Raw genomic sequence first — 25,717 nt, 5'->3', positions numbered from 1 at the left:
TTTTCTACTCTTCTTCCTTTGAGAAGAGGGCCCAGAAGGTCGCCATTGAAGCCCCGTACAGGAAGCCCGTTATCAGGAAAGGCATCGTGAGGGAGCGGTCGAATATCACCCCTCCAATGTACTGACCCATCCCGAAGGTTGCCGTCCACGAAAGGTTTCTGAGTGCTAAAGCCGTCGAGCGCTCCTCCGTTGAGAAGAAGCGCATCATGAACGCGTCCCATATAGGGTTCACGATGTTCATCAGGATCGTCCTGATGATGTAGACGAGTGCGGCGAGCGGAAAACTCGGCAGGAACGGCATTCCAGCGATGAGAAGCGTGGCACTGCCGTTGAATGCAACTATCGTCCTAACGCTCCCGGCCCTATCAGCCAAAGCCGGAAGGAGAAAGGTGCCGAGGCCCATTATGAACTGCTGGATCGCGAAGAGGCCGCCTATGCTTTCCAAGCTAGTGCCGAACTTCCTGTTGAACCACAGGCCCATGTATGGAATAGTCACTCCAGCCCCTAGACCGATAAGGGCGCTGGGAAGGGAGAACTTGAGGATTTTTACCACGGTCTCGCGCTCAAATTTTATCTCCCGACCCTTTCTGTCAAGTATTGGGTGCACTAGGGAAATAACAACCAGCTGAATAAGAACAAAGACTATTGAGACCACAAGCGTATCCCTGTACGGGTTCTTCCCGTCCAGAACCCCGGGGAGAAAACCCCCAAGTAGAGTCCCAAAGGCTGCACCAAAAGTTCCCATGGCGGAGTTCATGGAAAAGAGGTAGTGTCTGTTCTCATCGCTCGCCTCCTCGCTGAGGAGGGACATCAAAGCAGGCCCCTCTAGTGCCATGCCAATCCCTAGGAGTACTGAAGCTATGGCCAGGAAGTGAAACTCGGGCAGAAAGACCTGCACCAGCCTTCCAGACATGAAAAATATGAGTGCTAGGATTATACTTCTTTTATACCCAATTTTTACCGCAAGGGGCCCTGTGAAGAGAAGCAGAGCGGCCTGGGCTATAGTTGAGAGTGAGAAAAGCACGCCCATACTCGAATAGTCCATTCCGAGGGACTTGAAGTAGAACGGGACTATGAACCAGGCTATATTGCCCCCTAACCAGCCGAAGAAGGAGTAGATGACCACCAGATAGGCGTCGCGGCTGAAAGACAGATAAGTCCTCATCAACCTCCAGCTCGACTGGGCCTTTATAAGCTTGTCGAAACGTTAAGAGCCCAAATTAAAATACTCTCCCATTTCACATTTCTGTCCTTAACCTTGGGTTCAGGAAATCCGTATAAGCCCAAAATCCAACATCCACTTCGGTGGTGGGAGTGATAATCGCCAAACCATGCACTACGATGAAGGGGATCGTGATCTCGGGCTACTCCTGGGAGAAGCCGATAAAGATAGACCTCACAAAGACAGCCCAGTGTCTCCGCGAGAGAGGGCACAGCGTGAAGAAGCTCCTTCCAGGAATGATGCTCATTCTCGAAATGGAGGGCTATGAAGTCAGTGTTTATCCAAGCGGGAAGATAATAGTCAAGCTCCTCGATGATGCCGAGCTTGGAAGAAAGATCGCCGAGACGATCTATGACTGCGCGGGAATCCTGGAGGTGGTCGCATGAAGATACCGGACGATATTAGAAAGGACATACCGCTCACGAGCGAGGTCATTTACTTTGACAACACCGCCACATCACTCACACCAAAGCCAGTCATCGAGGCAATGGATGAGTACTACCTGAAGTACCGCGCCAACGTCCACAGGGGCGTCCACAGGCTCTCGCAGATAGCGACTCACAAGTACGAGGAGAGCAGAAAGGTCGTGGCGGACTTCATCAACGCGAAGTTCGAGGAGATAGTCTTCACCAAGAACACGAGCGAGAGCCTCAACCTCGTCGCCCTCGGGCTGGAGCACATCTTTGAGAAGGGAGACAAGATAGTGACCACACCGTACGAGCACCACTCAGACCTACTCCCCTGGCAGAGGCTCGCGAAGAAGAAGGGCCTCAGGCTGGAGTTCATAGAGGGCGACCTGGAGGGGAACCTCGACCTCGCCGATGCCGAGAAGAAGATCAAGGGAGCGAAGCTCGTGGCAGTTCAGCATGTCTCGAACGCCCTTGGAGTAATCCACGAGGTCGAGGAGCTTGGAAAGATGGCGAAGGAGGAGGGCGCGATATTCGTTGTTGATGCGGCCCAGAGTGCTGGCCATATGGAGGTTGATGTGAAAAAGCTCTACGCTGACTTTCTGGGCTTTTCTGGCCACAAGGGACCGATGGGACCGACTGGGATTGGTGTCCTCTACATCAACAGCGAGTTCTTCGACGTCTTCGAGCCGCCACTCATAGGAGGGGGAACAATCGAGGACGTTGACCTTGACTCTTACAAGCTGGCAGAGCCGCCGGAGCGCTTTGAGGCGGGAACGCCGAACATTGGAGGGGCCATAGGCCTCGCCGCTGGGATCCGCTACATCGAGAGGATTGGAATAGAGAAGATCGAAAAACAGGAGCACAAGCTGGTGAAGCGCACAACAGAAGGCCTTGACGAGCTTGAGGTTCCATGGTACGGGCCGCGGAACCTGAAAAAGCACGCTGGCGTCGTCAGTTTCAACGTCCCGCCGCTACATCCTCACGACGTTGCCGCTATACTCGACGAGCACAACATCATGGTTCGCTCCGGTCACCACTGCGCCCTGCCCGCGATGAAGAAGCTCGGAGTGGAGGGAACTGTTAGGGCTTCATTCCACGTCTACAACAGCGTTGAGGAGGTCGAGACGTTTCTGAGCGTTATGGAGAATCTGATAAGAGGTTTGAGAGGTTAAAGGGGCATCCTGCCCCACTCCACGTTTACCGTTTCAGGGGTGCGGTAGATGAAGGCCCCCTCCCCCTTGTGGACGTGCTTCCTGCTCGGCCCCGGCGGTACGCCGCTGGTCTCGTAAACGAAGCTCTGGACGTCGGGGTCGTGGTAGAGGAGCAAAACGGGACCGGCCAGGTTGAGGAGCGAATCGAGGGCGTACTCGCTTGCAACCACGGTTACTCTTCTCAGCATCGGTTTTGTGAGCAGTGGGAGCCCAGCGCCGCCTGCAGAGGTGTAGCTTAACACGGCCGCGTCGTTAAGGCCCACCATTGTTTTCCTCCTCTTTTCAAGGGCCGCCGCGAGCACGAGGAAAGCTGTCCCGACGAGGGTTATGCTGTGCGCGTTGCCGAAGTTCACTAGGACATTTTTCCCAAGCTCGGGGACGTCACCGGAGTAGAGGAGCTGGTCTATGGCGCTGTAGCTCTCGGCTATTACTTCAGAGGCTTCCGGTGTGGGAAAAGGAGGGAGATTTTTCATCGGATTGCCTGATGCTGACATTTCAGAAAAGTTTCAAGCGCTGTCACTCTTCTGTTTGCGCTTTGAAGTATTCTTCTACCCTCTTAATGAGAAGCTCGTTCTCGACCTTTTTTCCAATTCGCCTAAAGACCACCACAATTATATGAGAGCTGAACCATGTTTTGTCTTCAATTAGCTCTCGGTAGCTCTCTTCATCGGTTAAATCGCTTTCTCTTACTGAAACAAGTATTTTATAACTATCCAATCTCTTGATTAGGACATACTCTTCATCCTCCCTTCCAGGTCTTTCAATCAGCTCGTAGAGACCGTCCTCCAAGTCTAAGAGTTCTTTCTTCACTATGGTAACGTCCGAAGGAACGATTTCAAGCTTTTTTCTTTTCACAGTCTCAACCAACCATTCGTAGAAAAGGAACTGGTTGTTTTCTTCAAAGCCTGCATCTCTGAGGTCGTGGTCGTCTGTGTAACCACAGATGAGGACCGCCCCAACCCTCATCAGCTTTCCGAGAAACTTCATAAGTTCGGGGCTTAGGACGAACAGCCACCTGCCGGTGGAGACTCCAATCTGGAGGAGCGTCATGTTCTCCTTTGAGTACGTTTCGACCTCAAGCCAGTCAAAGGAATCTTCCTCGGTGGTTTTCAGCTCGTAGTGCAGTTCTCCCACTGCAACCAGCCTAAATCCCCTCATATCAAAGATGAACTTCAGGTGCTCTTCTCGTCTTTCCCGCTGGTACGCGAGTTCGCGAGTGTACTTGAACTCGCGCGAGAGCTTCTCAAGCACTTCTCCCCAAGGCCTATCAAACACGGCGACAACATAATACGTGGTTCCCATACCACTCCCCCCATGGTTCATTCATTAATGAAAAATAAAGAAACAGGTTCGGTCGAATTCTGAAGCTAGGTAACGCACTTCAACGTCCACACCAAACCTGGACTTTATCTCCTTTGGCAGGTACTGGGTGTAGTAATAGTAGCCCCTTATGTTCTCAATGCCTCCAGCATAGTACACCTCAATCTTTTCTGATTCCCTTATTGATGGCGTACTCAGCGTACTTTGCAAGCTGTTCCCGCTTATTTTATGTGCGTTTCTCTTGCACCCTATCACCACTCTCTCAGAACCCTTCCTGGCAATTATGCCAATTTCTGTTTTCATCCCGTGTTTGATGGCAATGGTTAGAGCATCCGCAGGCACCTCGCCCCTGAGAGCCTCCTCGAAGCCAAAGAAGATAAAGGGGAAAGACATGAGCTCACCTCCCAGATAGCTTTACCCTTTTAAGTTCCTTTTCTGCATCTTTGATGGCCTCATCGATGGCCCTCAGGAAGACGTTCTTTGGGACTTTGACGGCCATGCCAGAATACAGGACGAATGCCAGCAAAAATTCTCCCTTTCCAGAGTCTGCCGCGTAGAGAACTTCAAAGGGGTCATAGGTTGAAAGGGTAAAGCGAACGAAAGGAGGAGCTGCTCCTGCTGAGAGCTTTTTAAGGCCCGCCAGTTCGCGGAGAAGGCCCCTATCCTCCGGCTTTTTTGCCCCTTTGGAAGACAGCCTCTTGATTTCACCATCAACGTTCCACTTTACCCGCCACTCCTCCGCAGGCAGTTTGCCATCCGCCACAAACGCCTTGAGAAGTTTAAGCTCCTCAACGTACCCTTCGAGATTAACAAACGCCTCCAGTACGTACGTGCTCCCGTAAACTTGAACTTCGTACTCGTCCATGATATCCTCAGGTTCACCGAACATCTCAAGAACTTCATGCGAAGGCGGCTTTAGTTTGAACCTGAGCCACCCCATCCTCACGGGTTTATTATTGAGAACCGCTTTCAGGTTCTGGATGGAAGTTCGGATTGCCTCGATGAAGTTGTCACGGGTGAGCTGTACTTCCCCACCATCCCGAAGGGTCAGGTGAACCCATCCACCCTCAGCCATTATCTTGAGGTCCCAGAGCTTTTTCGGGAGAGCATCCATCGAGTGGAGTGCCTTTAGGGAGCTTATGAATTCATCCAGCGTCACTGGGTCTTCACTGATGAAAACTGGCCCCTCTTCGAGCACCAGCACTGGAAATCCCCTATCTCCCTCCTGTAGGAAGAATGAAAAAGCAAAGATTGAAATCACCTCCCTGTCAATATCTCCTTGAAGATGGTGGGAATGCCGTAACTATCCGGTACATCCCCCACTTGATTCTCTCAATCACTACCACCACTTTCTTTCCCAGCTTTGGGGAATATTTAACAAGTACTATTCTCTGTTTTCCACTGATAATGTCTCCGCATTTAATTTTGTCTGGGTTTTCTATAACCTTGCCCATTTCGTTTAAAAGATCCACGGCGGAAATGTGAGTGAACTGATCCTTTCCAGGCTTTTTCATGATGTGGTTGAAAATAATATGTTTTGCCCCTTTTGCATCAATGATAACATCTCCTCCTTCGAATACTCCACAATCGAGGTTTGCCCCATTGAAGTGTGCCCTGAAACCCCTGTACTCCCTGTCAAAATCCTCTGCAAGCTTTTTAGCATCGTTGGCATCCCAGCCGTTTAAGTACGCTTGTGCCAAGAGTTTGCCGTACTCCTTTGGGCTGAATAAGTCTTCTACAGCCTTGACTTCATCCCTGGTTATTGTTATGACCGACTTCACTATGACGGTTTCCTTCTTTAGACCGCCCCATTTTTTCTTAACGTACCCATAGCCAATCTCTACTTCCGTTCCCCAGAAGTTAGTCTTAACGCCCTTTGCGAGCTCCTGCCCATTGTAAGTAATCCTATCTGGAATTTCACTTACAAACCCCTCAGTGAACTCGCTGACAGGCTTTGAGTACAAGTATTTGGCAATTAACGCCACGAGGCTTCCAACCGCCACTACCCATCCTACACCGGGGACAAAAGCCTCTATGAAGGGCTCCACAACAACTGTAGCCCCTCCAAACTGCGGCCGTACCTCGTCTCCGGGTTTCTTCTCAGGAGTTAACTCTGACGGAACCGTTACGGTGCCGTTCACTGTGCTGTTGACGAGGTTCGCCGTTGCACTCGCACCGCTGAACGCCAATCCCAAAATCAAAAACCCGAAGAGCATGGAAAGAATTTTCTTCCACGAAACCCAAGAAGCCACACGGTATCAAGAATTTTAAAAGAAAAAGAAACTGAAAATCACTCCTCCAGCTTCGGGAGGGTGACATCAACGCCGAGGGTCTTCCACATGGCCTTGATCTGCTCGCGCAGCTCATCGATTGCCTCAGGCCTCTTGAAGAGGTGCTTGAACCTGCCCTGGAGCTTGAGGTACTCCTCGATGGGCTTCTTGAACTCTATGGCGACTATCCTGCCGCCCTCGCGGGTGACCTTGGCGCCTCCTCCGGGCGGCTGGATCTTGATGTTGAAGAAGTCGCCGTTCTCGATCTCGAAGAGCGGCCAGACGCCGGTCTCGATGGCAAGGCGAGCTATCTCGACACCCTTCTCGAGCGGGCTCTTCCATCCGGTCGGGCAGGTGCAGTGAACCTGGACGAAAGCCGGACCATCGACCTTAGCGGCCTTCTTCATCTTCCTGACGAAGTCGAAGGGGTTGCCGATGCTCGCGGTGGCAACGTACGGAACCTGGTGGGCAGCAGCGATGAGGGCGACCCACTTCTTGGGCTTGTCCTCACCGATTGAGTACTTTCCGGGCGGTGAGGTGGTGGTCCAAGCACCGTAGGGGGTTGAACTTGACCTCTGGATTCCAGTGTTCATGTAGGCCTCGTTGTCGTACATGAGGTAGACGACGTTGTGCCTCCTCTCGAGCATTCCCGAGAGGGCCTGGAGACCGATGTCGGCTGTTCCACCGTCTCCACCGATGGCAAGTATCTTACCCTTTCTGCCGATCTTCTTCCAGGCCGCTTCAACACCGCTGGCAGCGGCCGCGGCGTTCTCGAAAGCGACGTGCACCCAGGGGACCTTCCAAGCGGTGTACGGGAAGACTGCCGAAACGACCTCCATACAGCCTGTGGCCTGGGCTATGGCGAATGCATTGGGATCACCGTATTTCTCCTCCATGGCCTCGCTGAAGGCCTTGGTGGCGAGCTTGAGAGCGGTGGCACAGCCACAGCCGGCACAGGCGGCGTGACCAGGCGCCCAGTACTCGCGAGTGGTAATCGGGGGTTTCCTAACGGCCATTTTCCTCACCTCACAGTATCTCCTTCCTCAGGCCGATCCAGTTGACCTCATCAAACTCCTCACCGTTGAGGGCCTTCTGGGCTATGGCCAGTGCCTCGTCGAGGTCCTTGAATGTGACGTCCCTGCCACCGAGGCCGAGGATGAAGTCGACGATCTTCGGCCTCTCGTCAAGGTTGACGAGGGCCCTGCTGAAGTCCTGGAAGAGTGCTCCACCAACGCTGAAGGTGACGTTCTTCTCAAGGAGCGCGAGAACCTTGGCCTTCTTGGCGAGCTCCCTGACTTCTTCGGTCGGGAACGGCCTGTAAACGGTGAGCTTCGCAGCGCCGACCTTGAGGCCCTTCTCCCTGAGGTGGTCAACGTACTCCTTGAGGGTTCCGGCGAGTGAACCCATGGTGACGAAGATTATCTCTGCGTCCTCAGTCCTGTACTCCTCGACCTTCTGGTATTTTCTACCGAACTTCTTCTCGAACTCGGCGAAGACCTCGTCGATGACCTTCTTTGCATTCTCGTTGGCCTCCCAGACGGTGTATCTGGCCTCCATGTAGTGGGCCGGGAAGGCGAGGGTGCCCTGGGTTATCGGTCTCTCCGGATCGAGGTAGGCGTGCTTCGGCTCGTACTCACCGAGGAACTCGTCGACGACCTCCTGGTCGGGAATCTCAACTGGCTCAACTGTGTGGGTCAGGATGAACGCGTCGAAGCCAACCATTGCCGGAAGGAGAACCCTTTCGTCCTCGGCTACCTTGAAGGCTATGAGTATGAGGTCCAGAGCTTCCTGGTTGTTCTCGGCGTAGAACTGGAGCCATCCAGTATCGCGCTCGCTTATCGTGTCCTGCCAGTCGTTCCAGATGTTGATCGGGGCTGAAAGGGCACGGTTTCCAACGGCGATGACTATCGGAAGGCGCATTCCAGCGGCGATGAAGAGTATTTCGTGCATCAGGGCGAGACCCTGGGAAGCGGTTGCTGTGAATGTTCTAACCCCAGCGGCGCTGGCACCAACACAGGCGGAGATAGCTGAGTGCTCGCTCTCGACCTTGATGAACTCGGCGTCGAGCTCCCCGTTGGCGACGAATTCACTAATCTTCTCTGGAACGAGCGTTGACGGGGTAATGGGGAAGGCCGCGATAACCTTGGGCTTGGCCAGCTTGGCCGCCCAGGCGGCAGCCTCGTTTGCCTTCATAACGGTTCTTATCGGCATCTTTCACCACCTCACTTGGTCTCCCTAACCATAACTATGGCATCAACAGGGCATTCGTTGGCGCAGATGCCACAGCCCTTACAGTAGTCGTAGTCAAAGACCGGGTAGCCTTCCTCATCGAGGTAGATAGCCGGCTCCGGGCAGTAGATATAGCAGAGGTAGCAGCGAGTGCACTTGTCGCGGTTGAATTCAGGCATAAAAACTCTCCAGGAACCTGTCTTGTTGATAACGCTGCTTCCCGGGATGTAAGCTATCGCTCCGGGCGTCATCTTTTCGCTGTACTCCTTCTGAACCCTCTCAATATCGGCCTTAAACGGACTCTCAGCCATATGTATCACCTCGAGTGAGTTATCATGTGGACTTTAAACTTTTTCCAAAGGGAAAACGAAAGCTCAGCCGAAGACCTCGGCGAGCTTCTTGAGCTTCTCCCACTCGCGGAGCACCCACTCCTGGAGAACTTGGATGTCCTCCTTGGTCATATACTTAAAGCGACCCTGGAGCTTGAGGAACTCCTCGATCGGCTTTGGCTCCTTCTTCGGGTTTGGCATGTTAATCCTGTACTTGCCCTCCTTGTACTCGAAGAGCGGGAAGTAGGCCGTCTGAACGGCAAGTCTGGCTATCTCAATGCTCTTGTCGGTGGGTGAGCGCCAGCCGGTCGGGCACGGGGCGAAGAGCTGGATGAAGCTCGGGCCTGGAGTCTTCTGAGCTGTTTTGAGCTTCCTTATGAAGTCCTCAGGGTAGGCAACGCTTGCAGTTGCCGCGTAGGGAATCTCGTGGGCTATGACGATGTCTATGACCTTCTTCTTGTGCCTCTTCTCGAGGAAGTGCCTCTTTCCTCCGGGGGTGTTGGTCGTCCATGCTCCGTAGGGGGTTGAACTTGACCTCTGGATTCCAGTGTTCATGTAGGCCTCGTTGTCGTACATGATGTAGAGAGCATCGTGGCCCCTCTCAAGGAAGCCCGAGAGTGCCTGAAGGCCAATGTCAGCGGTTCCACCGTCGCCGGCCCAGCCGACGATCATGACGCCGTCTTCGCCCTTGACCTTTATGCCCCTGGCCTTCAAAGCGGCCTCGATGCCGCCCAGGACGGCACCAGTCGTCTCAAAGGCCGTCTGGAACAGGTTGGCACCCAGGGTGTTGTAGGGCCAAGCACCGGCTATAATTGTTGAACAGCAGGCCGGGATTGCGAATATCGTCTTCCTGCCGTAGGCCTTGAGGACGTACCTCAGCCCGAGTGCAGCCCCACAGCCCTGGCAGGCCGTGTGACCGGCATAGAAGTGCTCCTCCGCCGGGAGCGTGAGCTTTTTCTTAATCTGCTCGGGAATCTCCATCTTTCTCACCTCTTAAGGTGGTACCAGTCCACCTCTACGTCAAGCTCGCCCTTCTCTATGACTGCCTTCATGTTCTCGGCTATCTTCCTAACGTCGTTCACCGTGAAGTCCCTGCCGCCGAGGCCGACGATGTAGTTCTTCATGAGCGGCTTCGCGTCGGTGTTGTAGAGCGCACCCTTTGCCTCCGTGAAGAGTATGCCCTCCATGCCGAAGGAGTAGTTCCTGTCGAGGACTGCTATGCCGTCAACGTTCTTTGCAAGCTCGTAGAGCTCCTCCTTCGGGAACGGCCTGAACCAGCGCACCTTTGCCGCTCCGACCTTGTAGCCCTCCTGCCTGAGGATGTCAACTGCCTCCTTGACGGTGCCCATGAGCGAACCCATACCCATGAAGACGAAGTCGGCATCGTCAGTCCTGTAGGTCTCTATCATCTGGCTGTAGTCCCTTCCAAAGCGCTCGCCGAACTCCCTACCCACTTCCTTGATGACCTTCTTGGCCTCCTCCATGGCCTTCTGTATCTTGTAGCGGAACTCGTAGTAATCTGCTGGAGTCGCGAGAGAACCTACCGAGAACGGCTCCCTCTCGAAGTCGGCCAGGTCGTAGAGTGGCTTCCTCGGTGGAAGGAACTCGTCAACGAGCTCCTGCGGAATCATCTCAACGACGTCGTAGGTGTGGCTCAGGATGAAGGCGCTCTCGACGACCATAGCGGGGAGGTTTACCGTCTCGGCCACCTTGAAGGCCATAAGGACGCCATCGTAAACCTCCTGGTTGTTCTCGGCGTAGAACTGCATCCAGCCGGTATCTCTCTGCGCGAGTGAATCGGTCTGATCGTCCCAAACGCTCCACGGCGGAGCCATAGCCCTGTTAACGTCCACCATAACTATCGGCAGCCTTGCACCGCTCGCCCAGTGGAGCATCTCGTGCATTAAAGCTAGACCCTGGGCAGAGGTAGCGGTGAAGGCCCTTGCTCCAGCAGCCGAGGCGCCGATACATGCGGCCATAGCGGAGTGCTCGCTCTCAACGGGAACGTACTGGATGTCTGCCTCTCCGTTGGCTATGAACTCGGCTATCTTCTCGATGATGCTCGTCTGCGGGGTGATCGGGTAAGCGGCAACGACCTGGACTCTCGCGTGTAAAGCGGCATAGGCAGCCGCGTAGTTTCCGCTCACGACCTTTCTGATCGGCTTGTACTCCATCTCCACCACCTCACTTCTCCTCCTTCTCCATGGTTATGGCCTTGGTCGGGCACTCGTTGGCACAGATTCCACAGCCCTTGCAGTAGTCGTAGTCGATTGCCACGTAGCCGTCGGGCTTGATGTATATTGCTGGCTCCGGGCAGAACTTCCAGCAGATATAGCACTTGACGCACTTGTCCTCATTGACCACAGGGATGAAAGTCCTCCAGTCACCTGTGAAATTGCTAAGGGTAGTCCCAAGGCTTATTGGCGCCTCGGGGTACTGGTCGACGGAGGTAAGGACTATCTTCTTTGCCTCCGCCTTTTTCTCCCCAAACAGCGTGTTCAAACTCCTCCCCTCCTCCTAAGGTTAAGGAAAGCAAAGGAAAATCAGAGCTCGTAGACAACGGTCTTGTTGAAGGCCTCTTCGGCGGCCTTGGCGTTCTTCTCGCCGAGGGCCCCAGAGAAGGTCTCCTTAATGGCCTCCTGGACGCTCTCAAGCTTGACGAGGCCTGTGGCCTTTGCAACTGCACCGAGGATGGCCGTGTTGGTAATCGGGAGTCCAAGTATTTCAAGGGCTATGCCGGTAGCGTCAACTAGGGCAAGCTTGCCCGGCTTCTTCTTGAGCTTCTCAAGGACTTCCTCCTTGCTCTTCTCGGTGTTGACGATGACTATTCCGCCGTCCTTGAGGCCAGCGGTGACGTCAACGGTGTCGAGAAGGCTCGGGTCGAGGACGACAACGACGTCAGGCTCGTAGATCTGGGTCTTTATCCTGATCGGCTTGTCGTCGATCCTGGTGAAGGCGGTAACCGGTGCTCCACGCCTTTCAACACCGAAGAACGGGAAGGCCTGGACGTACTTGCCCTCCTTAAAGGCCGCTGAAGCTAGAATGTTGGCTGCCGTAACTGCGCCCTGTCCACCTCTACCGTGAAAACGAATCTCGATCATCCTTCCTGCCTCCTTAAAGGTTTTCACTTTGGGTTAGTCCGAAACATTTATTTAGGTTTCGGTATCTCCCTAAGACCTTCTCGACAGGCGTCTTTGGGTAAGTGTGAACCCTTAAGCTCGCCGATGGTGTTTTACGGTCATTGTTTCTCGAAAACTTTTTAACGGAAACTATATAGTCTATATATCAACTCAAATCGGGGGAGGGAACATGGACGCACTGGCTATAGCCATCGTGGCAGTTGCGTTCTACATCGCCTGGAACATAGGCTCGAACGACTCGGCCAACGCAATGGGAACGGCCGTTGGTGCGGGAATACTAAGCTTCAGGCAGGCAACACTGACAATAGCGATATTCACCCTTCTCGGCGCCTACCTCAAAGGCTACAAGGTCATGAAGACGGTCGGTAAGGGGATAGTGCCCGAGGGATACCTCACAATGGAAATGGCCCTCATAGCACTTCTTTCCGCTGGAGTGTGGGTGACGATAGCGACAATCAAAGGACTCCCAGTATCAACTACTCAGGCAATAGTGGGCGGTGTCATTGGTGTCGGTCTGGCTACGAGCGCGCCCGTAAACTGGTGGACGCTGACGAAGATAGCCGCTGCATGGGTCGCATCTCCCGTCCTCTCGGGAATCCTTGCGATAATCCTCTACAAGTTCTACTCCTACGTAATCTCAAAGATTAAGAGCGTCTCGACAATTGAGGCCCTCTACAAGGCGCTTGCCATTCTCGGCGGTTCTTATATGGCCTTCAACTTTGGAACGAACGAAGTGGCCAACGCCTCCGGGCCAATCGTCGGTGCTGGCTTTATGGCGCCAAAAACTGCCGGAGTCCTCGTGGCGTTAAGCCTGGCCGTTGGGGCACTGACGTTCAGCTACGCAGTTATGCACACGGTTGGGAAGAAGATAACGGCCCTCGGCCCTGTTTCGGCCTTCGCTGCCCAGTTCGGCTCCGCAATGGCGGTCAGCATAGCAAACGTTTTCGGCCTTCCAGTCAGCTCCAGTCAGTCGATAGTCGGCGGCGTTGTCGGCGTCGGCCTCTTAGCTGGTAGGGGAGTGGACAGAAAGGTAATCGTCGATATAGTCTTCGGATGGGTGGCGACGCCGCTAACCGCCATCGGAATATCCTTCGTCCTGCTCAAGCTCTTCGCCCTCGCCGGAATGGTTTAACCTCTCTATCTCGGCCCCCATTTTCTTGATCTCGCCGACCATTCCAGTCTGGACGTAAGCGTCTATCCTCGTCTTTTCACCGTACTCGACTGACAGAACTTCTCCAACGGAGTTTATGAGTGCCATCACTGCAGGGACTTTCTCAGGCTCTTTCACGATTATCCTGAAAGCACCGTACTTGGGCAGTTTAAGGACGACCCTGTTTAATGCATCCATGAGTTCCTCGAGGCGGCCCTCCCTCGCCGAGATTTTCACCACGTCCTCAAGGCTTATTCCCCTTTCGCGGGCGAGTTCCCATATCAGCCTGACCTTCTCCTCGGCGTCAGCTTCCTCTATCAGGTCTATCTTGTTGAGGGCAACTATGATCGGCTTTTCAAGGGCCTTCAGCTCCCTGAGCACCTGAAGAGAGGCCAGGAACTTCCTCCGTATCTCCCCCCAAGGCTCGCTTGAGTCCAGAACGAGGAGAACTATGTCGGCCTTCACTATCTCTTCAAGCGTGGAGTGGAAGGCCTCAACTATGAAGGGGGGCAGACCGTCGATGAACCCAACAGTGTCGGTTGCGAGAATCCTCTTCGTGCCGAGTCTGAAGCGCCTCGTTGTAGTGTCGAGTGTCGTGAACATTTGATTCTTCGCTTCAACGTTCTCATCCGCTAAAGCGTTGAGAAGGGTTGATTTTCCCGCGTTGGTGTACCCAGCGAGGGCAACGAGGACGAAGCCGGCGTTCTCCCTCTTCTTTCTCTTAACCTCTCTGTCTGCCTTAACCCTCTCAAGCTCGTCCCGTATTTTGCCCATCCTATAGCGGATGTGCTTGAGGTACTGCTGGGTCTGGTACTCACCCATGCCCTTAAAACCGGCCCTGTCGCCGAGCCTTATCCTCCTGATGGCCTCCTTGACCAGAGGAATTTCGTACTGGAGCGAGGCGAGTTCTACTTGCAACTTAGCTTCCTTTGAGTGTGCCCTCTTCTCGAATATCTCAAGGACGAGCTGCCAGCGGTCCATTATCTCAATCCTGAGCTCCTTCCAGAGATTGTAGGCCTGACTCGGAGTCAGTCTATTCGCAAAGATGACCTTGTCGGGCTTGAGCTCTTTAACAAGCTCCTTGAGCTCCTCGAGCTTGCCAGGCCCTATGTTGTAGCGTGGGTGCTCCTCCCTGTTCTGCTCTACTATGGCCAGAACCTCGTAGCCAGCGCTCCTCAGCAGTTCTTCGAACTCCGCCCTGCTCAGGCGCTCCCTTCTGGAGTTTCTGATGACACCTATTGCCCTCATCACACTGGAGTTGTTTGGGCGGGTTAATAACCTTTGGGCTAACCTTAAAATAGTTCATAACGTAATAATTAAGGGGGAGACTATGCTGAGCCTCGCGCTTTTGGCTGTTATAAAAGGTAGTGACCTCATAGTCGATAAAGAGGGCCTAAAGGAAGATATTCTCGCCTGGAGGCTAAAGGACGTTAAAGCTCTGGCAGAAAAATATGACAAAGTGTTCGCTGTTCTCGTCGAGTTCTTGTATGACGACAACCCTCACGTAAGGGCAAACGTGCTCCAGATAATAAAAGATATGATATCCGAAGGCAAGATGTCAAGGCCGCGCCTTCAGAGGGTTCTTCCGAGAATCCTTGAGCTGGCCAGGGATAAGGATGAGCGGGTCGCACTGAAAGCCATCGAGGTAATAAACACCCTTCTCGAGTCGGGAGACCTAAGTGAGGAAGATTACGAGAGGGTCATGGAGACCCTTCAGGATGTCCTCAAGTCGGGAGTGCCGATACTTGGAGAATACGCCGCGGAGGGCCTCGGAAAGCTGGGGGCAAACGTTGTTGCCATAGCGTACAAGCTGATAAACTGGCTGTTCTCTCTCATTGGCTCGAGCAAAAAACGCGACGTACAGAGTGCGGCAATCACGGCCCTAACAGAGATAGCAAGCAAGACAACAGACTCGAACATATTGAACAGAGTGTTCGACGGAATCACTGATCTTCTCTCCCACCCCGACCCGTACGTTGTGGAGAGGGCGCTCTACTCAATCGACAGACTCCTAACAAGGGAGAAGGAGCTTTCCACGAGAAACAAGCTGAAGGCAGTCAGCAAGATCAAAGAGCTTCGCGGCGACGTTAAGCTCGGCCTTCTTGCATCCCAGGTCATGGAGAAGCTTGAAAAGGCCACCAACATTGCCGAAGAAACCATCGAGAGCGAGGGCGTTACCAAGGCCCTTGAGGTTTCCCAGTACTCGATTGACGACGTTGAAAAGCTACTCGACGCTGGAAAAGCAGATATAGTGGCAGAGATGGCCAAGCTGGATCCAGCAGTCATGGAAAAAGTCCTCTCAATGCTGGAGAGTGAGGACTACACGAGAAGGATGGACGCCCTCTGGATCGTCTCAAAGTTAACATCCCATCTTACCCCCACGGACGCCTACAGGATCCTGCCGATTCTCGGAGAGTTCCTCAAGTCAAAGAACGCCTGGGCGAGGGAAACCGCCGCAAAAACCCTGGCGGATATCCACGCCCTGTACCCAGGAACTTCCAAATTCTTCGCCTCCCTCCTGGACGCTCTCCTGAAATCGGGAAATCCAAGAGACATTGAGGGGGCACTTGAGTTCATGGCCAGGCTGTCAGAGAAGATTCCTAGCGAAGACATGCGCGAAAAAATAACAAAGCTGATACTCCGCCTTCTGGACGACGAGAAAGCTAGGGGAGTAGCCCTCAAGTTCCTAGCAAGGGAAGCCCAGAAACTCCTTGAACTTGATACGGAAGTGCTGTTCACCATAAAAGACAAGCTCAAGGAGCTTTACGGCTCGGAGGGGGGTAAATACGACGAGATAATAGCGGGCCTGATAGACGTTATCGACGACATACTCAAGATGAGAAGGCAGGGAATCGTGGCGAACGTTTAGTTTTCAACCTTTTGTTCTGGAAATCCCTTTAAATCTGCCGTTCTAACTTATACCGGTGATATTTATGGAGAACGGCGACGTTATGGTTAAGTTGAAAGAGATTGAGGAGCTCCTCGAAAAGCTCGGTAAAGAGCACCCTAAAGAGATAGCGGCGTTCTCAAGGTTCCTCCGCGAGACCCTTGACAACAAAGCCCTTACAACGAGGGAGAAGGAGCTCATAGCCCTAGCCCTTGGAATAGCTGCAGGCTGCGAGTGGTGCATCTACCTCCACACCCAGAAGGCCCTCGAAGCCGGTGCAAAGCCGGAGGAGCTTATTGAAGCTGGCCTCGTGGCGGTTCTGATGGCCGGCGGCCCGGCGTTGATGCACCTCATCCCGCTCGTTAAGGCCATAGAGAGCTTCCAAAAAGAGCATGGGGAGTGAGGATCACCCCTCAGTGAGCTTCAGGATAGCCTCCGCGAGGTCTCCTTTCGCTTCTTCCAGCGCCTTTTTTGCGGTATCGTAGTCAACTCCCGCCTGCTCCATGACGAGCTTTATGTCATCCTCTGAAATTTCAAGGACTTCTCTCACTTCCTCACTTCCAGGGATTATCTGGTAGGTCTTCTCTCCCTGGACGACCATCACGGTAACGGCCGGCTCCTTTAAGATTATCTCCTTGCCCTTCATCCTCAGAACTACTTCTTCCACGCCCTCAAGCTCCTCCATCTTAATGCCCAGCTGCTTCATGAGCTTCTTCATCTGTCTCGGGTTCATTCCCATCATAGCTTCCACCGGGTAGAGTTGTCGGGGGATTTTAAAAAGGTTGAGAAAATGAGAACCCTTAAAGCATCTTTCTGGAATAAACAAGCTCAGTGAGACGATGCCCGCCGTTCCACAATCCGTGCCCACTGAGAGAGGGATTGTCTTGGCCACTCTAGGACTGCTAGTGATGGCGGTTCTCTACTGGGCACTCTCACGGTGGATAAAGGGATACGTGGAAAGGAAGGAGAGAGCTTGAGGAAGAAGAAGCCAAAAAGACCGAAGAAACTGGAATCATCCCAGTCAGGAAAAAGATCGAAAAGTACTGGGGCATCGTGAAGGGGGAGAAGCTAAACGCTGAAGAAATTGACAGAATAATTGAAGGATTGTAAAGGTAGAAACAAGAGAAAATTCACTCCCTCTTCTCGTCTTCAGGGAACTTTGAAGTTTCTTCGTTCGCCTTCATGATCTTCTGCCTGTACTCCTCGTACTTCTCCCTGGCCTCTTCGGCCTTCTCTGTCTCGCCGAGGTACTCGTAGGCCTCTGCCACGTGCTTCCACCACATCGGGTCCTCCTCAGCTTCCTTCAGGCAGTACTCGAGGAACTTCCCGTAGGCTTCCCTGGCAAGGTCTTCCATGCCGAGCTTCCTTGCGATGTTCCCGACGTCCTCCCAGAATACTCCTTCTTCCTGGGCTTCGCCCTTGTAATACTCAAGGGCCTTTTCCCAGGCTTCCCTGGCCTTCTCCTCGTTTCCAAGCTCCTCGTAGAGTTTAGCAACATCCTCCCAGAACCAGGGCTCCTCCTCGGCGTAGCGCTCCAGGGCCTTCGCTGCCCTCTCCATGTCTCCGGCCTTCTTCCAGTACTCGTGGGCCTCCTTGAGGTAGTAGGTGTCCTTCTCCTTTCCATAGAGCTGCTCGTATATTTCAGCTGCCTTTGCGTACTCTCCTGCCTTCTCGTAGGCCCAGGCCGCGCTCTCAAGCCAGCCGAGCTTTATGTACATCTCCGCTGCCTTCAGGTAGTTGCCTGCCTTCTCGTACTTTCTGGCTGCCTGCTTGTACTTTCCAGCTCTTTCGAGGCTTTCCGCGCTCTTGAAGCGGTCAACAAGTCCAAGGTCAGGCTCGCTGATGTACCAGATTCCGAAGGCAACCACCGCTATGAAGAAGACTATTATACCTGCGACCACTTCGAGGTTCTTCCAAGTCCAGCTGAGGTAGAGGCCGTAGGCGCTGATGGCCGTGAAAACAGCCAGTATGGTTCCATACTTCCAGCTCTCGGCGTAGAGGGTCAGCGCAGTGAAGAAGCCGAGGCCGAGCGTGAGGCCGAGGAAACCAAGAACGAGTATCACCTGGAGCAGAAGCTTCCAGCCGCCGTACCAGACTATCCCGGCCGCTATAGCTATGACTGCAATAAGAAACCCTATCAGGTAAGCTTTCAGCTTGTCCATTCTTTCACCCCCTCAATTTCCAGCAGGAACTTCTTTTCCTCAATCCCGGAGCTGTAGTAACCAATACCATCGTGTGCAACGACCCTGTGACAGGGAACAACGATTGGATACGGGTTTCTCTTCATTGCCCCACCAACTGCCCGCGGGGACGTGTTGAGCGCCTTTGCAAGGTCACCGTAGGTTATAACGCTCCCTCTTTTAACGTTTTTTGTGAGCCACTCGTAAACCTTCTTCTCAAAGGGTGTAACGCCCTCAAAGGAAAGTTCCCGGAGAAAGCTGGCATTGTCGAGCTCCCCAATCAGGACTTTGAAGACCTTCTCAGGGTAATCGCTCGGCTGGACGTCGAGTGATATGCTGACTCCTCTCTTCCCCAGGTGCTCGGCAAGGTCGTGGATTCTTTTCATCAGCGTGCCCCTGTCGAAGGCGAAGGCTATCCCCTGCACCCTCCCAGAGAAGATTACACCGATCCAAACCACTCTCTCCCCGACTCTAAACTTCTCCACGCTCAGCATCGGCATTCCTCCAGCCTTTTAAGGGCCTTTCTTAGAGGCCCGATGAGCGTGTGGACTTCCCTCCCGTAGAGGAACGCCCTGCCAACGGCCCTCTGAAAGACCTTAACAAAGACGTCCCTTCTCTCAGCATCTTTTGGATAGTCGAGAGTATTGAGAAGTTTTTCCCAGGTTCTTACAAGCGCTTCCTTCTCCTCCCTGGTAGCTGGCTTTAATGCCTCAACGTATGGCTCTGGCCTCTTCTTCGACAGCTCGTACAAGACTACCGCTGCGGCCTGTGCGAGGTTCATAACGGGGTACTCCTCGCTCGTGGGTATCGTGAGGGTGACGTCCATTGCATCAAGCTCCTCGTTCTTCAGGCCGATGCTCTCACGCCCAAAGAATATTCCTACCTCTCCAGGGTAGTCCTTGATAAGCCCAACCAGCTCCCAGGGCATCAGCGGGGCTCTATGCGGGATAAAGCGCTTTCCGGGCTTTCCAGTCGTCCCAACTGTGAAGTCGAAGAGTTCAAGGGCCTTTTCAAATGAGTCCAGAATCAGGGCGTTTTCAAGGACGTCCCGCGCGTGGACGGCGTAGGCGTAGCTCTCTTCGGTCAGGTTCGGGTTGATGAGCACTAACCTTGAGAAGCCGAAGTTCTTCATCGTCCTCGCTATCATGCCGATGTTCGCCGGCCCCTCGGGCTCGACCAGAACGACCGATATCATCGGTAGGTCTTTAAGGGAGATGCTTTAAACGGTTGTGGTGGTTGGATGAGGCCTGAATTTGGGCTTGTTTACCTCCCGCTCTCGCTCGCGGTCGTGAAAAAGCGGGCCCGTCCCTTCGTTGGAGGAAGCGTAGTTGCCTTTGCGTGGACTTATCCGCTCCAGGACGACCTGAGGTATATCCTCTCACTGCTCGGGTTAGTTCTGTTCCTCCTCGGCTGGCCCTTTGAGAGACAGCCCGTGAAGTTCTGGGAGAGGTTCGTGAACGCGGTCATCGGCGGCACCGCTCTGGCAATAGCGGTGGGTGCTTACCAGACGGGCGAGGACTTTGCACTGCTTGGAATACCCGTTTTGCTGCTCATACTGAAAAACAGGGTTCTCGCCTCTGCGGGGCTTTTACCAGCGTCAGCCCTCTACCTCATAGGAAGCTACGCCGTTCCTGAGAACCTAAAGCTGGCACTCTGGGTGATTACGCTGGTCTATTCACTCCACCATCTTAGGAAGCTCGCGAGGTGATAGAATGAGGATATACGTTCTCGGTGCGGGCAGTATCGGGTCCCTCTTCGGCGCTCTTCTGGCGAGGGCCGGGAACGACGTTACACTAATCGGACGGAGGGAGCAGGTTGATGCCATAAACAAGAACGGGCTTCACGTTTTTGGTGCCGAGGAGTTTACCGTGAAGCCAAAGGCCACAATCTATGCTCCAGAGGAGCCGCCCGACCTGCTCATCCTGGCCGTCAAGTCATACTCCACGAAGACAGCCCTTGAATGTGCAAGGCAGTGCATAGGGAGGAACACGTGGGTTCTAAGCATACAGAACGGCCTCGGGAACGAAGAGCTTGCGCTTAAGTACACTCCTAACGTGATGGGGGGAGTGACTACCAACGGGGCGATGCTGGTTGAATGGGGAAAAGTTCTCTGGGCAGGGAAAGGAATAACTGTGATCGGAAGGTATCCCACCGGAAGAGACGACTTTGTTGATGAAGTTGCTTCAGTCTTCAACGAGGCTGGAATAGATACGAGCGTAACGGAAAACGCGATCGGGTGGAAATGGGCGAAGGCGATAGTAAACTCCGTGATAAACGGTCTCGGCACCGTTCTTGAGGTCAAGAACGGCCACCTTAAGGACGATCCTCATCTCGAGGGGATTTCCGTTGACATAGCCAGGGAGGGCTGTATGGTCGCCCAGCAGTTGGGGATTGAGTTCGAGATTCATCCGCTTGAACTCCTCTGGGACACCATAGAGAGAACCCGGGAAAACTACAACTCGACGCTCCAGGACATCTGGCGGGGACGGGAGACCGAGGTTGACTACATACACGGCAAAATAGTCGAGTACGCCCGCTCCGTGGGTATGGAGGCGCCGAGGAACGAACTTCTCTGGGTGCTCGTCAAGGCAAAGGAAAGGATAAATAGGGGTAAGACCAGAAATATTAGCGAGGGGTGTTGAGAATGTCACTGTTCGGTGGAAAAGAGACTGACGTCTTTGAGGCAATTGACAAGCACCTTGATGTCGTGGAGAACGCTCTAAGGGCGTTCAGGGAGCTGGTTGGGGCTTACCTTGATGGGGACTTTAACCGGGCGAAGGAGCTGGAGGAAGAGGTCTCAAGATTTGAGACCGAAGCGGACGGACTTAGGAGGAGCATCGAGCTGATGCTCTACGAGGGGGCCTTTCTCCCGGTCAGCAGGGGGGACTACGTGAGGCTTAGCGAGCTGATAGATCAGGTGGCCGATGCCGCCGAGAGCGCGTCACACACACTCATCCTGGCCAAGCCCAAAGTCCCGACGGAAGTTAAAGGGGACATACTCGGCCTCGTAGATTCCGCCATAGAGACGTTTAAAATCCTAAAGGAGGCCGTCAAAGCCCTCAACGAGGATGTGGACAAAGCCCTTGAGCTGGCTAAAAAGACAGAGGACGCCGAGGAAAGCGCCGATAAAATAGAGTACGACGTGAAAGAAAAGGTCTTTGAGAGCGAGACCATAACTACCTACGCAAAGTTAATATGGAATCAAGTTCTGACGAAAATCGGCGACATAGCCGACCGCGCCGAGGATGCCTCGGATCAGGTCATGCTGATGGCAATAAAGAGGAGGGGATGAAGGATGAAGGTTCTCGTTGCCGCTCCGCTTCACGAGAAGGCGATAGAGGTTTTGAAGAACGCCGGCTTTGAGGTCGTTTACGAGGAGTATCCCGATGAGGACAGGCTCGTTGAACTCGTTAAAGACGTCGATGCGATAATCGTTAGGAGCAAGCCGAAGGTAACCAGGAAGGTCATCGAGGCCGCTCCCAAGCTCAAGGTCATAGGAAGGGCTGGCGTTGGCCTCGACAACATTGACCTCAAGGCCGCCGAGGAGAGGGGAATTAAGGTCGTAAACAGTCCTGGGGCTAGCTCCAGGAGCGTCGCCGAACTGGCCATCGGCCTTATCTTCGCCGTCGCGAGGAAGATAGCCTTCGCCGACAGGAAGATGAGGGAAGGCGTCTGGGCCAAGAAGCAGTGCATGGGAATAGAGCTTGAGGGCAAGACCATTGGAGTCGTCGGCTTCGGAAGAATAGGCTACCAGGTTGCAAAGATAGCGAACGCCCTCGGCATGAAGGTTCTCTTCTACGACCCGTATCCAAACGAGGAAAGGGCAAAGGAGGTCGGAGGAAAGTTTGCTGACCTTGAGACGCTCCTGAAGGAGAGCGACGTCGTTACGCTCCACGTCCCGCTGGTTGATGCAACCTACCACCTCATAAACGAGGAGAGGCTCAAGCTCATGAAGCCGACCGCCATACTCATCAACGCCGCAAGGGGTGCGGTAGTTGACACCGATGCCCTCGTCAAGGCCCTTCAGGAGGGCTGGATCGCGGGAGCAGGCCTTGATGTCTTCGAGGAGGAGCCCCTTCCAGCAGACCACCCGCTCACAAAGCTTGACAACGTTGTTCTAACGCCGCACATCGGCGCCTCGACTGTTGAGGCCCAGATGAGGGCAGGCGTCGAGGTCGCCGAGAAGATAGTGGAAGCCCTCAAGGGCTGACTCTATTTTGTCAAACTTTTTAAGTATCCTTTCTCATTTTTGATCGGTGGGTGTCTATTGAAAGACCTCGTTGACCCTATTGTTGATGCCATCAAACTCGCGGTCACGACAATTCCAGGGGACACTGTTAAAGCACTCAAGCAGGCCTACGAGAGCGAGGAGAGTGAAATAGCGAGATTCAACCTCGGCAACATTCTGAGGGCGATTGAGATTGGAAAATCCAGGATAGTTCCTGTCTGCCAGGACACGGGGACACTGACATTCTTCGTGAAGGCTGGCATTGGAAGTCCTTACCTGGGCGAGATTGAGAGGGCGATCATAGAGGCAACGAGGAGGGCGACCCTTGAGATTCCGCTGAGGCCCAACGCCGTTGACGTGCTCACTGGCAGAAACTCGGGCGACAACACGGGGAAGGGCGTACCGGTGATCCGCTGGGAGCTGGTTGAGGGAAGCGACGTTGAGATAGCCGTTCTCCCCAAGGGCGGCGGGAGCGAGAACTGCTCCGCCCTGGCGATGCTGACTCCAGCTCAAGGCTGGGAGGGCGTTAAGCGCTTCGTCCTTGAGCGGGTAACGGAGTGCGGCGGAAAGCCCTGTCCGCCCATAATTCTCGGGATCGGCGTCGGTGGTGGGGCCGACTACTCCCTAACCCTAGCCAAGAAGGCCCTTCTGAGAAAGGTCGGCGAGAGAAACCCGGACGAGAGGATAGCGGAGCTTGAAGAAGAGCTGCTCACCGAGGTTAACTCCCTCGGGGTTGGCCCTATGGGCATGGGAGGGAAGACCACAACCCTCGATGTTAAGATTGAGATTGCGCACAGGCACCCTGCGAGCTTTCCAGTTGGTTTGGTTGTCCAGTGCTGGGCGAACAGGAGGGCCTTCCTCAGGATAAAGGCCGACGGGAGGGTCGAGGTTTGGCAGTGAAGCTGAAGACGCCCCTGGGCGAGGAAGTCCTGGAGCTTAGAGCGGGCGACGTCGTTTACCTTTCGGGAAGGATTTATACTGCACGAGACGCGGCCCACAGGAAGATTCTGGAGCTCTCGAAGAAGGGGAAGCTTCCCTTCGAGCTTGAAGGCGCAGTAATCTACCACTGCGGCCCGGTGGTCAGAAGAAAGGAGGACGGATGGAAAGTCGTCTCAGCGGGCCCAACGACGAGCGCGAGGATGAACCGATACCTCGACGAAATTCTGTCCCTCGGCGTCAGGGGAATAATAGGAAAGGGCGGCATGGAGGTCGGGCCTTTCGTTGGGAGGGCCGTCTACTTCGCCTTCACTGGAGGGGCTGGCTCTCTTGCGGCGGAGAGCGTGAAGAGGGTAGTTGACGTTTACTGGCTCGACGAGCTCGGAATTCCGGAGGCAGTTTGGGTGCTTGAGGTGGAGGACTTCCCACTTCTCGTCGCGATAGACTCTAGGGGGAACTCCCTCTACCGCTGAAGGTCTTTCTTTTTTCGTTCAATGGTTCGATGAAAGCCGAGTAGAACTCCCTGAGCCTCCTCGTGTGCTCCTCGACCCACTCACCGCTTACCTTTCTCCCCGCAACGCCCTCTTTCATGGCCACTTCCGCGACTGCCCTCGCTTCCTTCGGGAAAACGTCAGGATGGAGCGGAGAGGGGATTATGTAATCTTCGCCCAGCTCGTCATCGCTCACGACCGAGGCTATAGCCTCAGCGGCCGCCAGCTTCATGCTTGGCGTTATGTCTTCTGCTTTAACGTCGAGGGCGCCCCTGAAGATTCCGGGAAAGCCGAGCACGTTGTTTATCTGGTTCGGGAAGTCGCTCCTTCCCGTGGCAACGATCCTTGCTCCCGCCCTCTTCGCTTCTTCCGGCATTATTTCAGGAATCGGATTGGCCATCGCGAAGACTATTGCATCGTCGGCCATAGCCCTAACCATATCCGGGGTTACTATCCCGCCAGCGCTGACTCCGATAAAAACATCGGCCCCTTCCATCGCCTCCTTCAGGCCGCCCTCTATCCCGTGGACGTTGTATTCCGCGACTTCGCGCTTGTACGGGTTGAGGTCCTCCCTGCCCTCGTGTATTATCCCCTTCCTGTCAACGGTGACTATCTCCTTGACACCAACGCTGTGGAGGATCTTCGCTATAGCTATCCCAGCCGCCCCCGCGCCGCTGATCGCGACCTTTATCTCGCTGAACTTTTTGCCAACGAGCTTCAGGGCGTTTATCAGCCCGGCGAGGGTTACAACGGCCGTCCCGTGCTGGTCGTCGTGAAAAACTGGTATGTCGAGCCTCTCCCTCAGCCTCTCCTCTATCTCAAAGCATCTGGGTGCTGAGATGTCTTCCAGGTTTATCCCGCCGAAGCCGGGGCTTATCAGCTCAACCGTCCTGACGATTTCGTCAACGTCCTTCGTGTTAATGAGGATTGGGAAAGCGTCCACGCCCGCGAGCGCCTTGAAGAGAACAGCTTTTCCCTCCATGACGGGCATTCCGGCGACCGGCCCTATGTCCCCGAGGCCCAGAATTGCTGAACCATCGGTAACAACCGCCACGGTGTTCGGTATGACGGTGTACTCGTCTGGATCGGCTCCGTTGGCTATCGCCTTCGAGGGCTCGGCAACGCCGGGAGTGTAGGCGAGGCTCAGGGTCTCCCTGTTAACTGGTACCTTCGGTATGACCTCTATCTTCCCATTTCCAGGAAAGTTGTCCCTATGGAATTCGAGGGGATTCATGCCACCACCTGAGGTAGTGACCCCCCAGATGTTAAAAACTCACCCCTTCCACTGGAAAATAAACTCATTTTTGTGTAACAACGTACCTCCCCGTGCTCACTGGACGCCCTAGATTTCATGACCAAAACTTTTTAAAGCAGGGGAGGGTTCACTAATACCGGGTGTGGGCCGGTAGCTCAGCCTGGTATGAGCGCCGCCCTCGCAAGGCGGAGGCCGCGGGTTCAAATCCCGCCCGGTCCACCACATCAGCCCTTTCTTACGAAAGCGCTGGCGGAAGAGGAGTATGCGCTTTTAAGCAGGCTTATTTTATGAGGGTTTACTTTCAATTGGCCAATTCAAAGGATTTCCCCACAGTATAGCGCTCGAAGAGCGCTAAAAAGAAAGTTCGAAATCACAATTAGCAAGATATTTTGAGAGCAAACCCAAGCGAACTTGCTTTCCGGGCGAGCATACGCTCCTCAATACGGAAAGTTCGAGAAG

At 54.1% G+C, this 25,717-nt stretch carries 31 protein-coding genes and 1 tRNA gene; 13 read left to right on the top strand and 19 right to left on the bottom strand.

Annotated elements, in window-relative coordinates:
• Positions 1–4: 4 nt before the first annotated feature.
• Positions 5–1,165 (bottom strand): MFS transporter, encoded by a 1,161-nt coding sequence (locus tag TK_RS09990; protein ID WP_011250942.1) that lies wholly within the window; start codon positions 1,163–1,165, stop codon positions 5–7.
• A gap of 149 nt (positions 1,166–1,314) precedes the next feature.
• Between TK_RS09990 and TK_RS09985 the strand changes: the two genes are divergently transcribed.
• Positions 1,315–1,608, top strand: coding sequence for a hypothetical protein (locus tag TK_RS09985; RefSeq protein WP_011250941.1), 294 nt, complete (start codon positions 1,315–1,317; stop codon positions 1,606–1,608).
• A complete protein-coding gene (locus tag TK_RS09980; RefSeq protein WP_011250940.1) occupies positions 1,605–2,804 on the top strand; it encodes a cysteine desulfurase in 1,200 nt (399 codons plus the stop codon). The genes TK_RS09985 and TK_RS09980 overlap by 4 nt, the downstream gene beginning before the upstream one ends.
• On the opposite strand, the gene TK_RS09975 is transcribed toward TK_RS09980, so the two are convergent.
• The 12 genes from TK_RS09975 to TK_RS09920 all read right to left on the bottom strand — a co-directional run bounded on the left by TK_RS09975 (position 2,801) and on the right by TK_RS09920 (position 12,092).
• Positions 2,801–3,316, bottom strand: coding sequence for a hypothetical protein (locus TK_RS09975; RefSeq protein WP_052273635.1), 516 nt, complete (start codon positions 3,314–3,316; stop codon positions 2,801–2,803). The genes TK_RS09980 and TK_RS09975 overlap by 4 nt on opposite strands.
• A 43-nt stretch (positions 3,317–3,359) precedes the next feature.
• A complete protein-coding gene (locus TK_RS09970; RefSeq protein ID WP_011250938.1) occupies positions 3,360–4,145 on the bottom strand; it encodes a hypothetical protein in 786 nt (261 codons plus the stop codon).
• A 24-nt stretch (positions 4,146–4,169) separates the two neighbouring features.
• Entirely contained in the window at positions 4,170–4,556 is a 387-nt protein-coding gene (locus TK_RS09965) for a hypothetical protein (protein WP_011250937.1), read from the bottom strand.
• Between the two features lie 4 nt (positions 4,557–4,560).
• The gene (locus TK_RS09960; RefSeq protein ID WP_232500577.1) at positions 4,561–5,367 is read right to left on the bottom strand and encodes a hypothetical protein; all 807 of its coding nucleotides are present in this window, start codon (positions 5,365–5,367) and stop codon (positions 4,561–4,563) included.
• Positions 5,368–5,431: 64 nt separating this feature from the next.
• A complete protein-coding gene (locus tag TK_RS09955; RefSeq protein WP_143598723.1) occupies positions 5,432–6,415 on the bottom strand; it encodes a hypothetical protein in 984 nt (327 codons plus the stop codon).
• A 38-nt stretch (positions 6,416–6,453) separates the two neighbouring features.
• On the bottom strand, positions 6,454–7,449 hold the full coding sequence (gene porB / locus TK_RS09950; RefSeq protein ID WP_011250934.1) for a pyruvate synthase subunit PorB: 996 nt from the start codon (positions 7,447–7,449) through the stop codon (positions 6,454–6,456).
• A 10-nt stretch (positions 7,450–7,459) separates the two neighbouring features.
• A complete protein-coding gene (porA, locus tag TK_RS09945; protein WP_011250933.1) occupies positions 7,460–8,644 on the bottom strand; it encodes a pyruvate synthase subunit PorA in 1,185 nt (394 codons plus the stop codon).
• A gap of 11 nt (positions 8,645–8,655) precedes the next feature.
• Entirely contained in the window at positions 8,656–8,973 is a 318-nt protein-coding gene (gene porD, locus TK_RS09940; protein WP_011250932.1) for a pyruvate synthase subunit PorD, read from the bottom strand.
• Positions 8,974–9,036: 63 nt separating this feature from the next.
• Positions 9,037–9,972 (bottom strand): 3-methyl-2-oxobutanoate dehydrogenase subunit beta, encoded by a 936-nt coding sequence (locus TK_RS09935; RefSeq protein WP_011250931.1) that lies wholly within the window; start codon positions 9,970–9,972, stop codon positions 9,037–9,039.
• A gap of 5 nt (positions 9,973–9,977) precedes the next feature.
• A complete protein-coding gene (porA, locus tag TK_RS09930) occupies positions 9,978–11,165 on the bottom strand; it encodes a 2-ketoisovalerate ferredoxin oxidoreductase subunit alpha (protein WP_011250930.1) in 1,188 nt (395 codons plus the stop codon).
• Between the two features lie 10 nt (positions 11,166–11,175).
• A complete protein-coding gene (locus TK_RS09925; RefSeq protein ID WP_011250929.1) occupies positions 11,176–11,493 on the bottom strand; it encodes a 3-methyl-2-oxobutanoate dehydrogenase subunit delta in 318 nt (105 codons plus the stop codon).
• 41 nt (positions 11,494–11,534) lie between these two features.
• The gene (locus TK_RS09920; protein WP_011250928.1) at positions 11,535–12,092 is read right to left on the bottom strand and encodes a pyruvate/ketoisovalerate ferredoxin oxidoreductase subunit gamma; all 558 of its coding nucleotides are present in this window, start codon (positions 12,090–12,092) and stop codon (positions 11,535–11,537) included.
• A 208-nt stretch (positions 12,093–12,300) separates the two neighbouring features.
• On the opposite strand from TK_RS09920, the gene TK_RS09915 reads away from it, so the two are divergent.
• Entirely contained in the window at positions 12,301–13,263 is a 963-nt protein-coding gene (locus tag TK_RS09915; protein ID WP_011250927.1) for an inorganic phosphate transporter, read from the top strand.
• On the opposite strand, the gene hflX is transcribed toward TK_RS09915, so the two are convergent.
• On the bottom strand, positions 13,201–14,529 hold the full coding sequence (hflX, locus tag TK_RS09910; RefSeq protein WP_011250926.1) for a GTPase HflX: 1,329 nt from the start codon (positions 14,527–14,529) through the stop codon (positions 13,201–13,203). The two genes, TK_RS09915 and hflX, sit on opposite strands and share 63 nt — an antisense overlap.
• Positions 14,530–14,611: 82 nt before the next feature.
• Between hflX and TK_RS09905 the strand changes: the two genes are divergently transcribed.
• Complete coding sequence (locus TK_RS09905; protein ID WP_011250925.1) at positions 14,612–16,150, top strand: hypothetical protein; 1,539 nt, start codon at positions 14,612–14,614, stop codon at positions 16,148–16,150.
• A gap of 64 nt (positions 16,151–16,214) precedes the next feature.
• The gene (locus TK_RS09900) at positions 16,215–16,571 is read left to right on the top strand and encodes a carboxymuconolactone decarboxylase family protein (RefSeq protein ID WP_011250924.1); all 357 of its coding nucleotides are present in this window, start codon (positions 16,215–16,217) and stop codon (positions 16,569–16,571) included.
• A gap of 3 nt (positions 16,572–16,574) precedes the next feature.
• Here TK_RS09900 and TK_RS09895 read toward each other — a convergent pair whose 3' ends face one another.
• Positions 16,575–16,910 (bottom strand): nascent polypeptide-associated complex protein, encoded by a 336-nt coding sequence (locus TK_RS09895; protein WP_011250923.1) that lies wholly within the window; start codon positions 16,908–16,910, stop codon positions 16,575–16,577.
• Positions 16,911–17,007: 97 nt separating this feature from the next.
• Between TK_RS09895 and TK_RS12050 the strand changes: the two genes are divergently transcribed.
• Positions 17,008–17,145, top strand: a complete 138-nt coding sequence (locus TK_RS12050) for a hypothetical protein (RefSeq protein ID WP_158298055.1) — start codon at positions 17,008–17,010, stop codon at positions 17,143–17,145.
• A 153-nt stretch (positions 17,146–17,298) separates the two neighbouring features.
• Here TK_RS12050 and TK_RS09890 read toward each other — a convergent pair whose 3' ends face one another.
• The 3 genes from TK_RS09890 to TK_RS09880 are packed head-to-tail and all read right to left on the bottom strand — an operon-like array spanning position 17,299 to position 19,543.
• Positions 17,299–18,330, bottom strand: a complete 1,032-nt coding sequence (locus tag TK_RS09890; RefSeq protein WP_011250922.1) for a tetratricopeptide repeat protein — start codon at positions 18,328–18,330, stop codon at positions 17,299–17,301.
• Positions 18,318–18,842 (bottom strand): methylated-DNA--protein-cysteine methyltransferase, encoded by a 525-nt coding sequence (gene otg / locus TK_RS09885; RefSeq protein ID WP_011250921.1) that lies wholly within the window; start codon positions 18,840–18,842, stop codon positions 18,318–18,320. Before otg ends, TK_RS09890 begins: the two co-directional genes overlap by 13 nt.
• Positions 18,836–19,543 (bottom strand): RNA methyltransferase, encoded by a 708-nt coding sequence (locus TK_RS09880; RefSeq protein ID WP_011250920.1) that lies wholly within the window; start codon positions 19,541–19,543, stop codon positions 18,836–18,838. The genes otg and TK_RS09880 overlap by 7 nt, the downstream gene beginning before the upstream one ends.
• Before the next feature lie 45 nt (positions 19,544–19,588).
• Here TK_RS09880 and TK_RS09875 point away from each other — a divergent pair, with 45 nt between their 5' ends.
• From TK_RS09875 to TK_RS09850, 6 genes are read left to right on the top strand one after another with little or no spacing between them, the layout of a single operon-like run.
• Positions 19,589–20,056: a hypothetical protein gene (locus tag TK_RS09875; RefSeq protein WP_011250919.1), complete on the top strand. Its 468-nt coding sequence runs from the start codon at positions 19,589–19,591 to the stop codon at positions 20,054–20,056.
• Between the two features lie 4 nt (positions 20,057–20,060).
• The gene (locus tag TK_RS09870) at positions 20,061–20,990 is read left to right on the top strand and encodes a 2-dehydropantoate 2-reductase (protein ID WP_011250918.1); all 930 of its coding nucleotides are present in this window, start codon (positions 20,061–20,063) and stop codon (positions 20,988–20,990) included.
• A gap of 2 nt (positions 20,991–20,992) precedes the next feature.
• Entirely contained in the window at positions 20,993–21,640 is a 648-nt protein-coding gene (locus TK_RS09865) for a TIGR00153 family protein (protein ID WP_011250917.1), read from the top strand.
• A 3-nt stretch (positions 21,641–21,643) separates the two neighbouring features.
• On the top strand, positions 21,644–22,558 hold the full coding sequence (locus TK_RS09860) for a hydroxyacid dehydrogenase (RefSeq protein WP_011250916.1): 915 nt from the start codon (positions 21,644–21,646) through the stop codon (positions 22,556–22,558).
• 57 nt (positions 22,559–22,615) lie between these two features.
• On the top strand, positions 22,616–23,476 hold the full coding sequence (locus TK_RS09855; protein WP_011250915.1) for a fumarate hydratase: 861 nt from the start codon (positions 22,616–22,618) through the stop codon (positions 23,474–23,476).
• A complete protein-coding gene (locus TK_RS09850; RefSeq protein WP_011250914.1) occupies positions 23,467–23,985 on the top strand; it encodes a FumA C-terminus/TtdB family hydratase beta subunit in 519 nt (172 codons plus the stop codon). Before TK_RS09855 ends, TK_RS09850 begins: the two co-directional genes overlap by 10 nt.
• Here TK_RS09850 and TK_RS09845 read toward each other — a convergent pair.
• Positions 23,960–25,237, bottom strand: coding sequence for an NAD(P)-dependent malic enzyme (locus tag TK_RS09845; RefSeq protein WP_011250913.1), 1,278 nt, complete (start codon positions 25,235–25,237; stop codon positions 23,960–23,962). The genes TK_RS09850 and TK_RS09845 overlap by 26 nt on opposite strands.
• Before the next feature lie 165 nt (positions 25,238–25,402).
• Between TK_RS09845 and TK_RS09840 the strand changes: the two genes are divergently transcribed.
• A tRNA-Ala gene (locus TK_RS09840) sits at positions 25,403–25,480 on the top strand.
• Positions 25,481–25,717: the final 237 nt, after the last annotated feature.

It is taken from the genome of Thermococcus kodakarensis KOD1, from assembly GCF_000009965.1.
Taxonomy (GTDB): domain Archaea; phylum Methanobacteriota_B; class Thermococci; order Thermococcales; family Thermococcaceae; genus Thermococcus; species Thermococcus kodakarensis.
This window is presented reverse-complemented; position numbering and strand designations above follow the sequence as displayed.

Excerpts from the sequence above, each read along its gene's own strand:
- TK_RS09900 (WP_011250924.1), top strand. The coding sequence starts at position 16,215 with ATGGAGAACGGCGACGTTATGGTTAAGTTGAAAGAGATTGAGGAGCTC.
- TK_RS09875 (WP_011250919.1), top strand. The coding sequence starts at position 19,589 with ATGAGGCCTGAATTTGGGCTTGTTTACCTCCCGCTCTCGCTCGCGGTC.
- TK_RS09865 (WP_011250917.1), top strand. The coding sequence starts at position 20,993 with ATGTCACTGTTCGGTGGAAAAGAGACTGACGTCTTTGAGGCAATTGAC.
- TK_RS12050 (WP_158298055.1), top strand. The coding sequence starts at position 17,008 with ATGCCCGCCGTTCCACAATCCGTGCCCACTGAGAGAGGGATTGTCTTG.
- TK_RS09905 (WP_011250925.1), top strand. The coding sequence starts at position 14,612 with ATGCTGAGCCTCGCGCTTTTGGCTGTTATAAAAGGTAGTGACCTCATA.
- TK_RS09880 (WP_011250920.1), bottom strand. The coding sequence starts at position 19,543 with ATGATATCGGTCGTTCTGGTCGAGCCCGAGGGGCCGGCGAACATCGGC.
- TK_RS09890 (WP_011250922.1), bottom strand. The coding sequence starts at position 18,330 with ATGGACAAGCTGAAAGCTTACCTGATAGGGTTTCTTATTGCAGTCATA.
- otg (WP_011250921.1), bottom strand. The coding sequence starts at position 18,842 with ATGCTGAGCGTGGAGAAGTTTAGAGTCGGGGAGAGAGTGGTTTGGATC.
- TK_RS09970 (WP_011250938.1), bottom strand. The coding sequence starts at position 4,145 with ATGGGAACCACGTATTATGTTGTCGCCGTGTTTGATAGGCCTTGGGGA.
- TK_RS09980 (WP_011250940.1), top strand. The coding sequence starts at position 1,605 with ATGAAGATACCGGACGATATTAGAAAGGACATACCGCTCACGAGCGAG.
- porA (WP_011250933.1), bottom strand. The coding sequence starts at position 8,644 with ATGCCGATAAGAACCGTTATGAAGGCAAACGAGGCTGCCGCCTGGGCG.
- TK_RS09895 (WP_011250923.1), bottom strand. The coding sequence starts at position 16,910 with ATGATGGGAATGAACCCGAGACAGATGAAGAAGCTCATGAAGCAGCTG.
- TK_RS09935 (WP_011250931.1), bottom strand. The coding sequence starts at position 9,972 with ATGGAGATTCCCGAGCAGATTAAGAAAAAGCTCACGCTCCCGGCGGAG.
- porB (WP_011250934.1), bottom strand. The coding sequence starts at position 7,449 with ATGGCCGTTAGGAAACCCCCGATTACCACTCGCGAGTACTGGGCGCCT.
- TK_RS09990 (WP_011250942.1), bottom strand. The coding sequence starts at position 1,165 with ATGAGGACTTATCTGTCTTTCAGCCGCGACGCCTATCTGGTGGTCATC.
- TK_RS09870 (WP_011250918.1), top strand. The coding sequence starts at position 20,061 with ATGAGGATATACGTTCTCGGTGCGGGCAGTATCGGGTCCCTCTTCGGC.
- TK_RS09845 (WP_011250913.1), bottom strand. The coding sequence starts at position 25,237 with ATGAATCCCCTCGAATTCCATAGGGACAACTTTCCTGGAAATGGGAAG.
- TK_RS09965 (WP_011250937.1), bottom strand. The coding sequence starts at position 4,556 with ATGTCTTTCCCCTTTATCTTCTTTGGCTTCGAGGAGGCTCTCAGGGGC.
- TK_RS09920 (WP_011250928.1), bottom strand. The coding sequence starts at position 12,092 with ATGATCGAGATTCGTTTTCACGGTAGAGGTGGACAGGGCGCAGTTACG.
- hflX (WP_011250926.1), bottom strand. The coding sequence starts at position 14,529 with ATGAGGGCAATAGGTGTCATCAGAAACTCCAGAAGGGAGCGCCTGAGC.
- TK_RS09975 (WP_052273635.1), bottom strand. The coding sequence starts at position 3,316 with ATGAAAAATCTCCCTCCTTTTCCCACACCGGAAGCCTCTGAAGTAATA.
- porD (WP_011250932.1), bottom strand. The coding sequence starts at position 8,973 with ATGGCTGAGAGTCCGTTTAAGGCCGATATTGAGAGGGTTCAGAAGGAG.
- porA (WP_011250930.1), bottom strand. The coding sequence starts at position 11,165 with ATGGAGTACAAGCCGATCAGAAAGGTCGTGAGCGGAAACTACGCGGCT.
- TK_RS09915 (WP_011250927.1), top strand. The coding sequence starts at position 12,301 with ATGGACGCACTGGCTATAGCCATCGTGGCAGTTGCGTTCTACATCGCC.
- TK_RS09860 (WP_011250916.1), top strand. The coding sequence starts at position 21,644 with ATGAAGGTTCTCGTTGCCGCTCCGCTTCACGAGAAGGCGATAGAGGTT.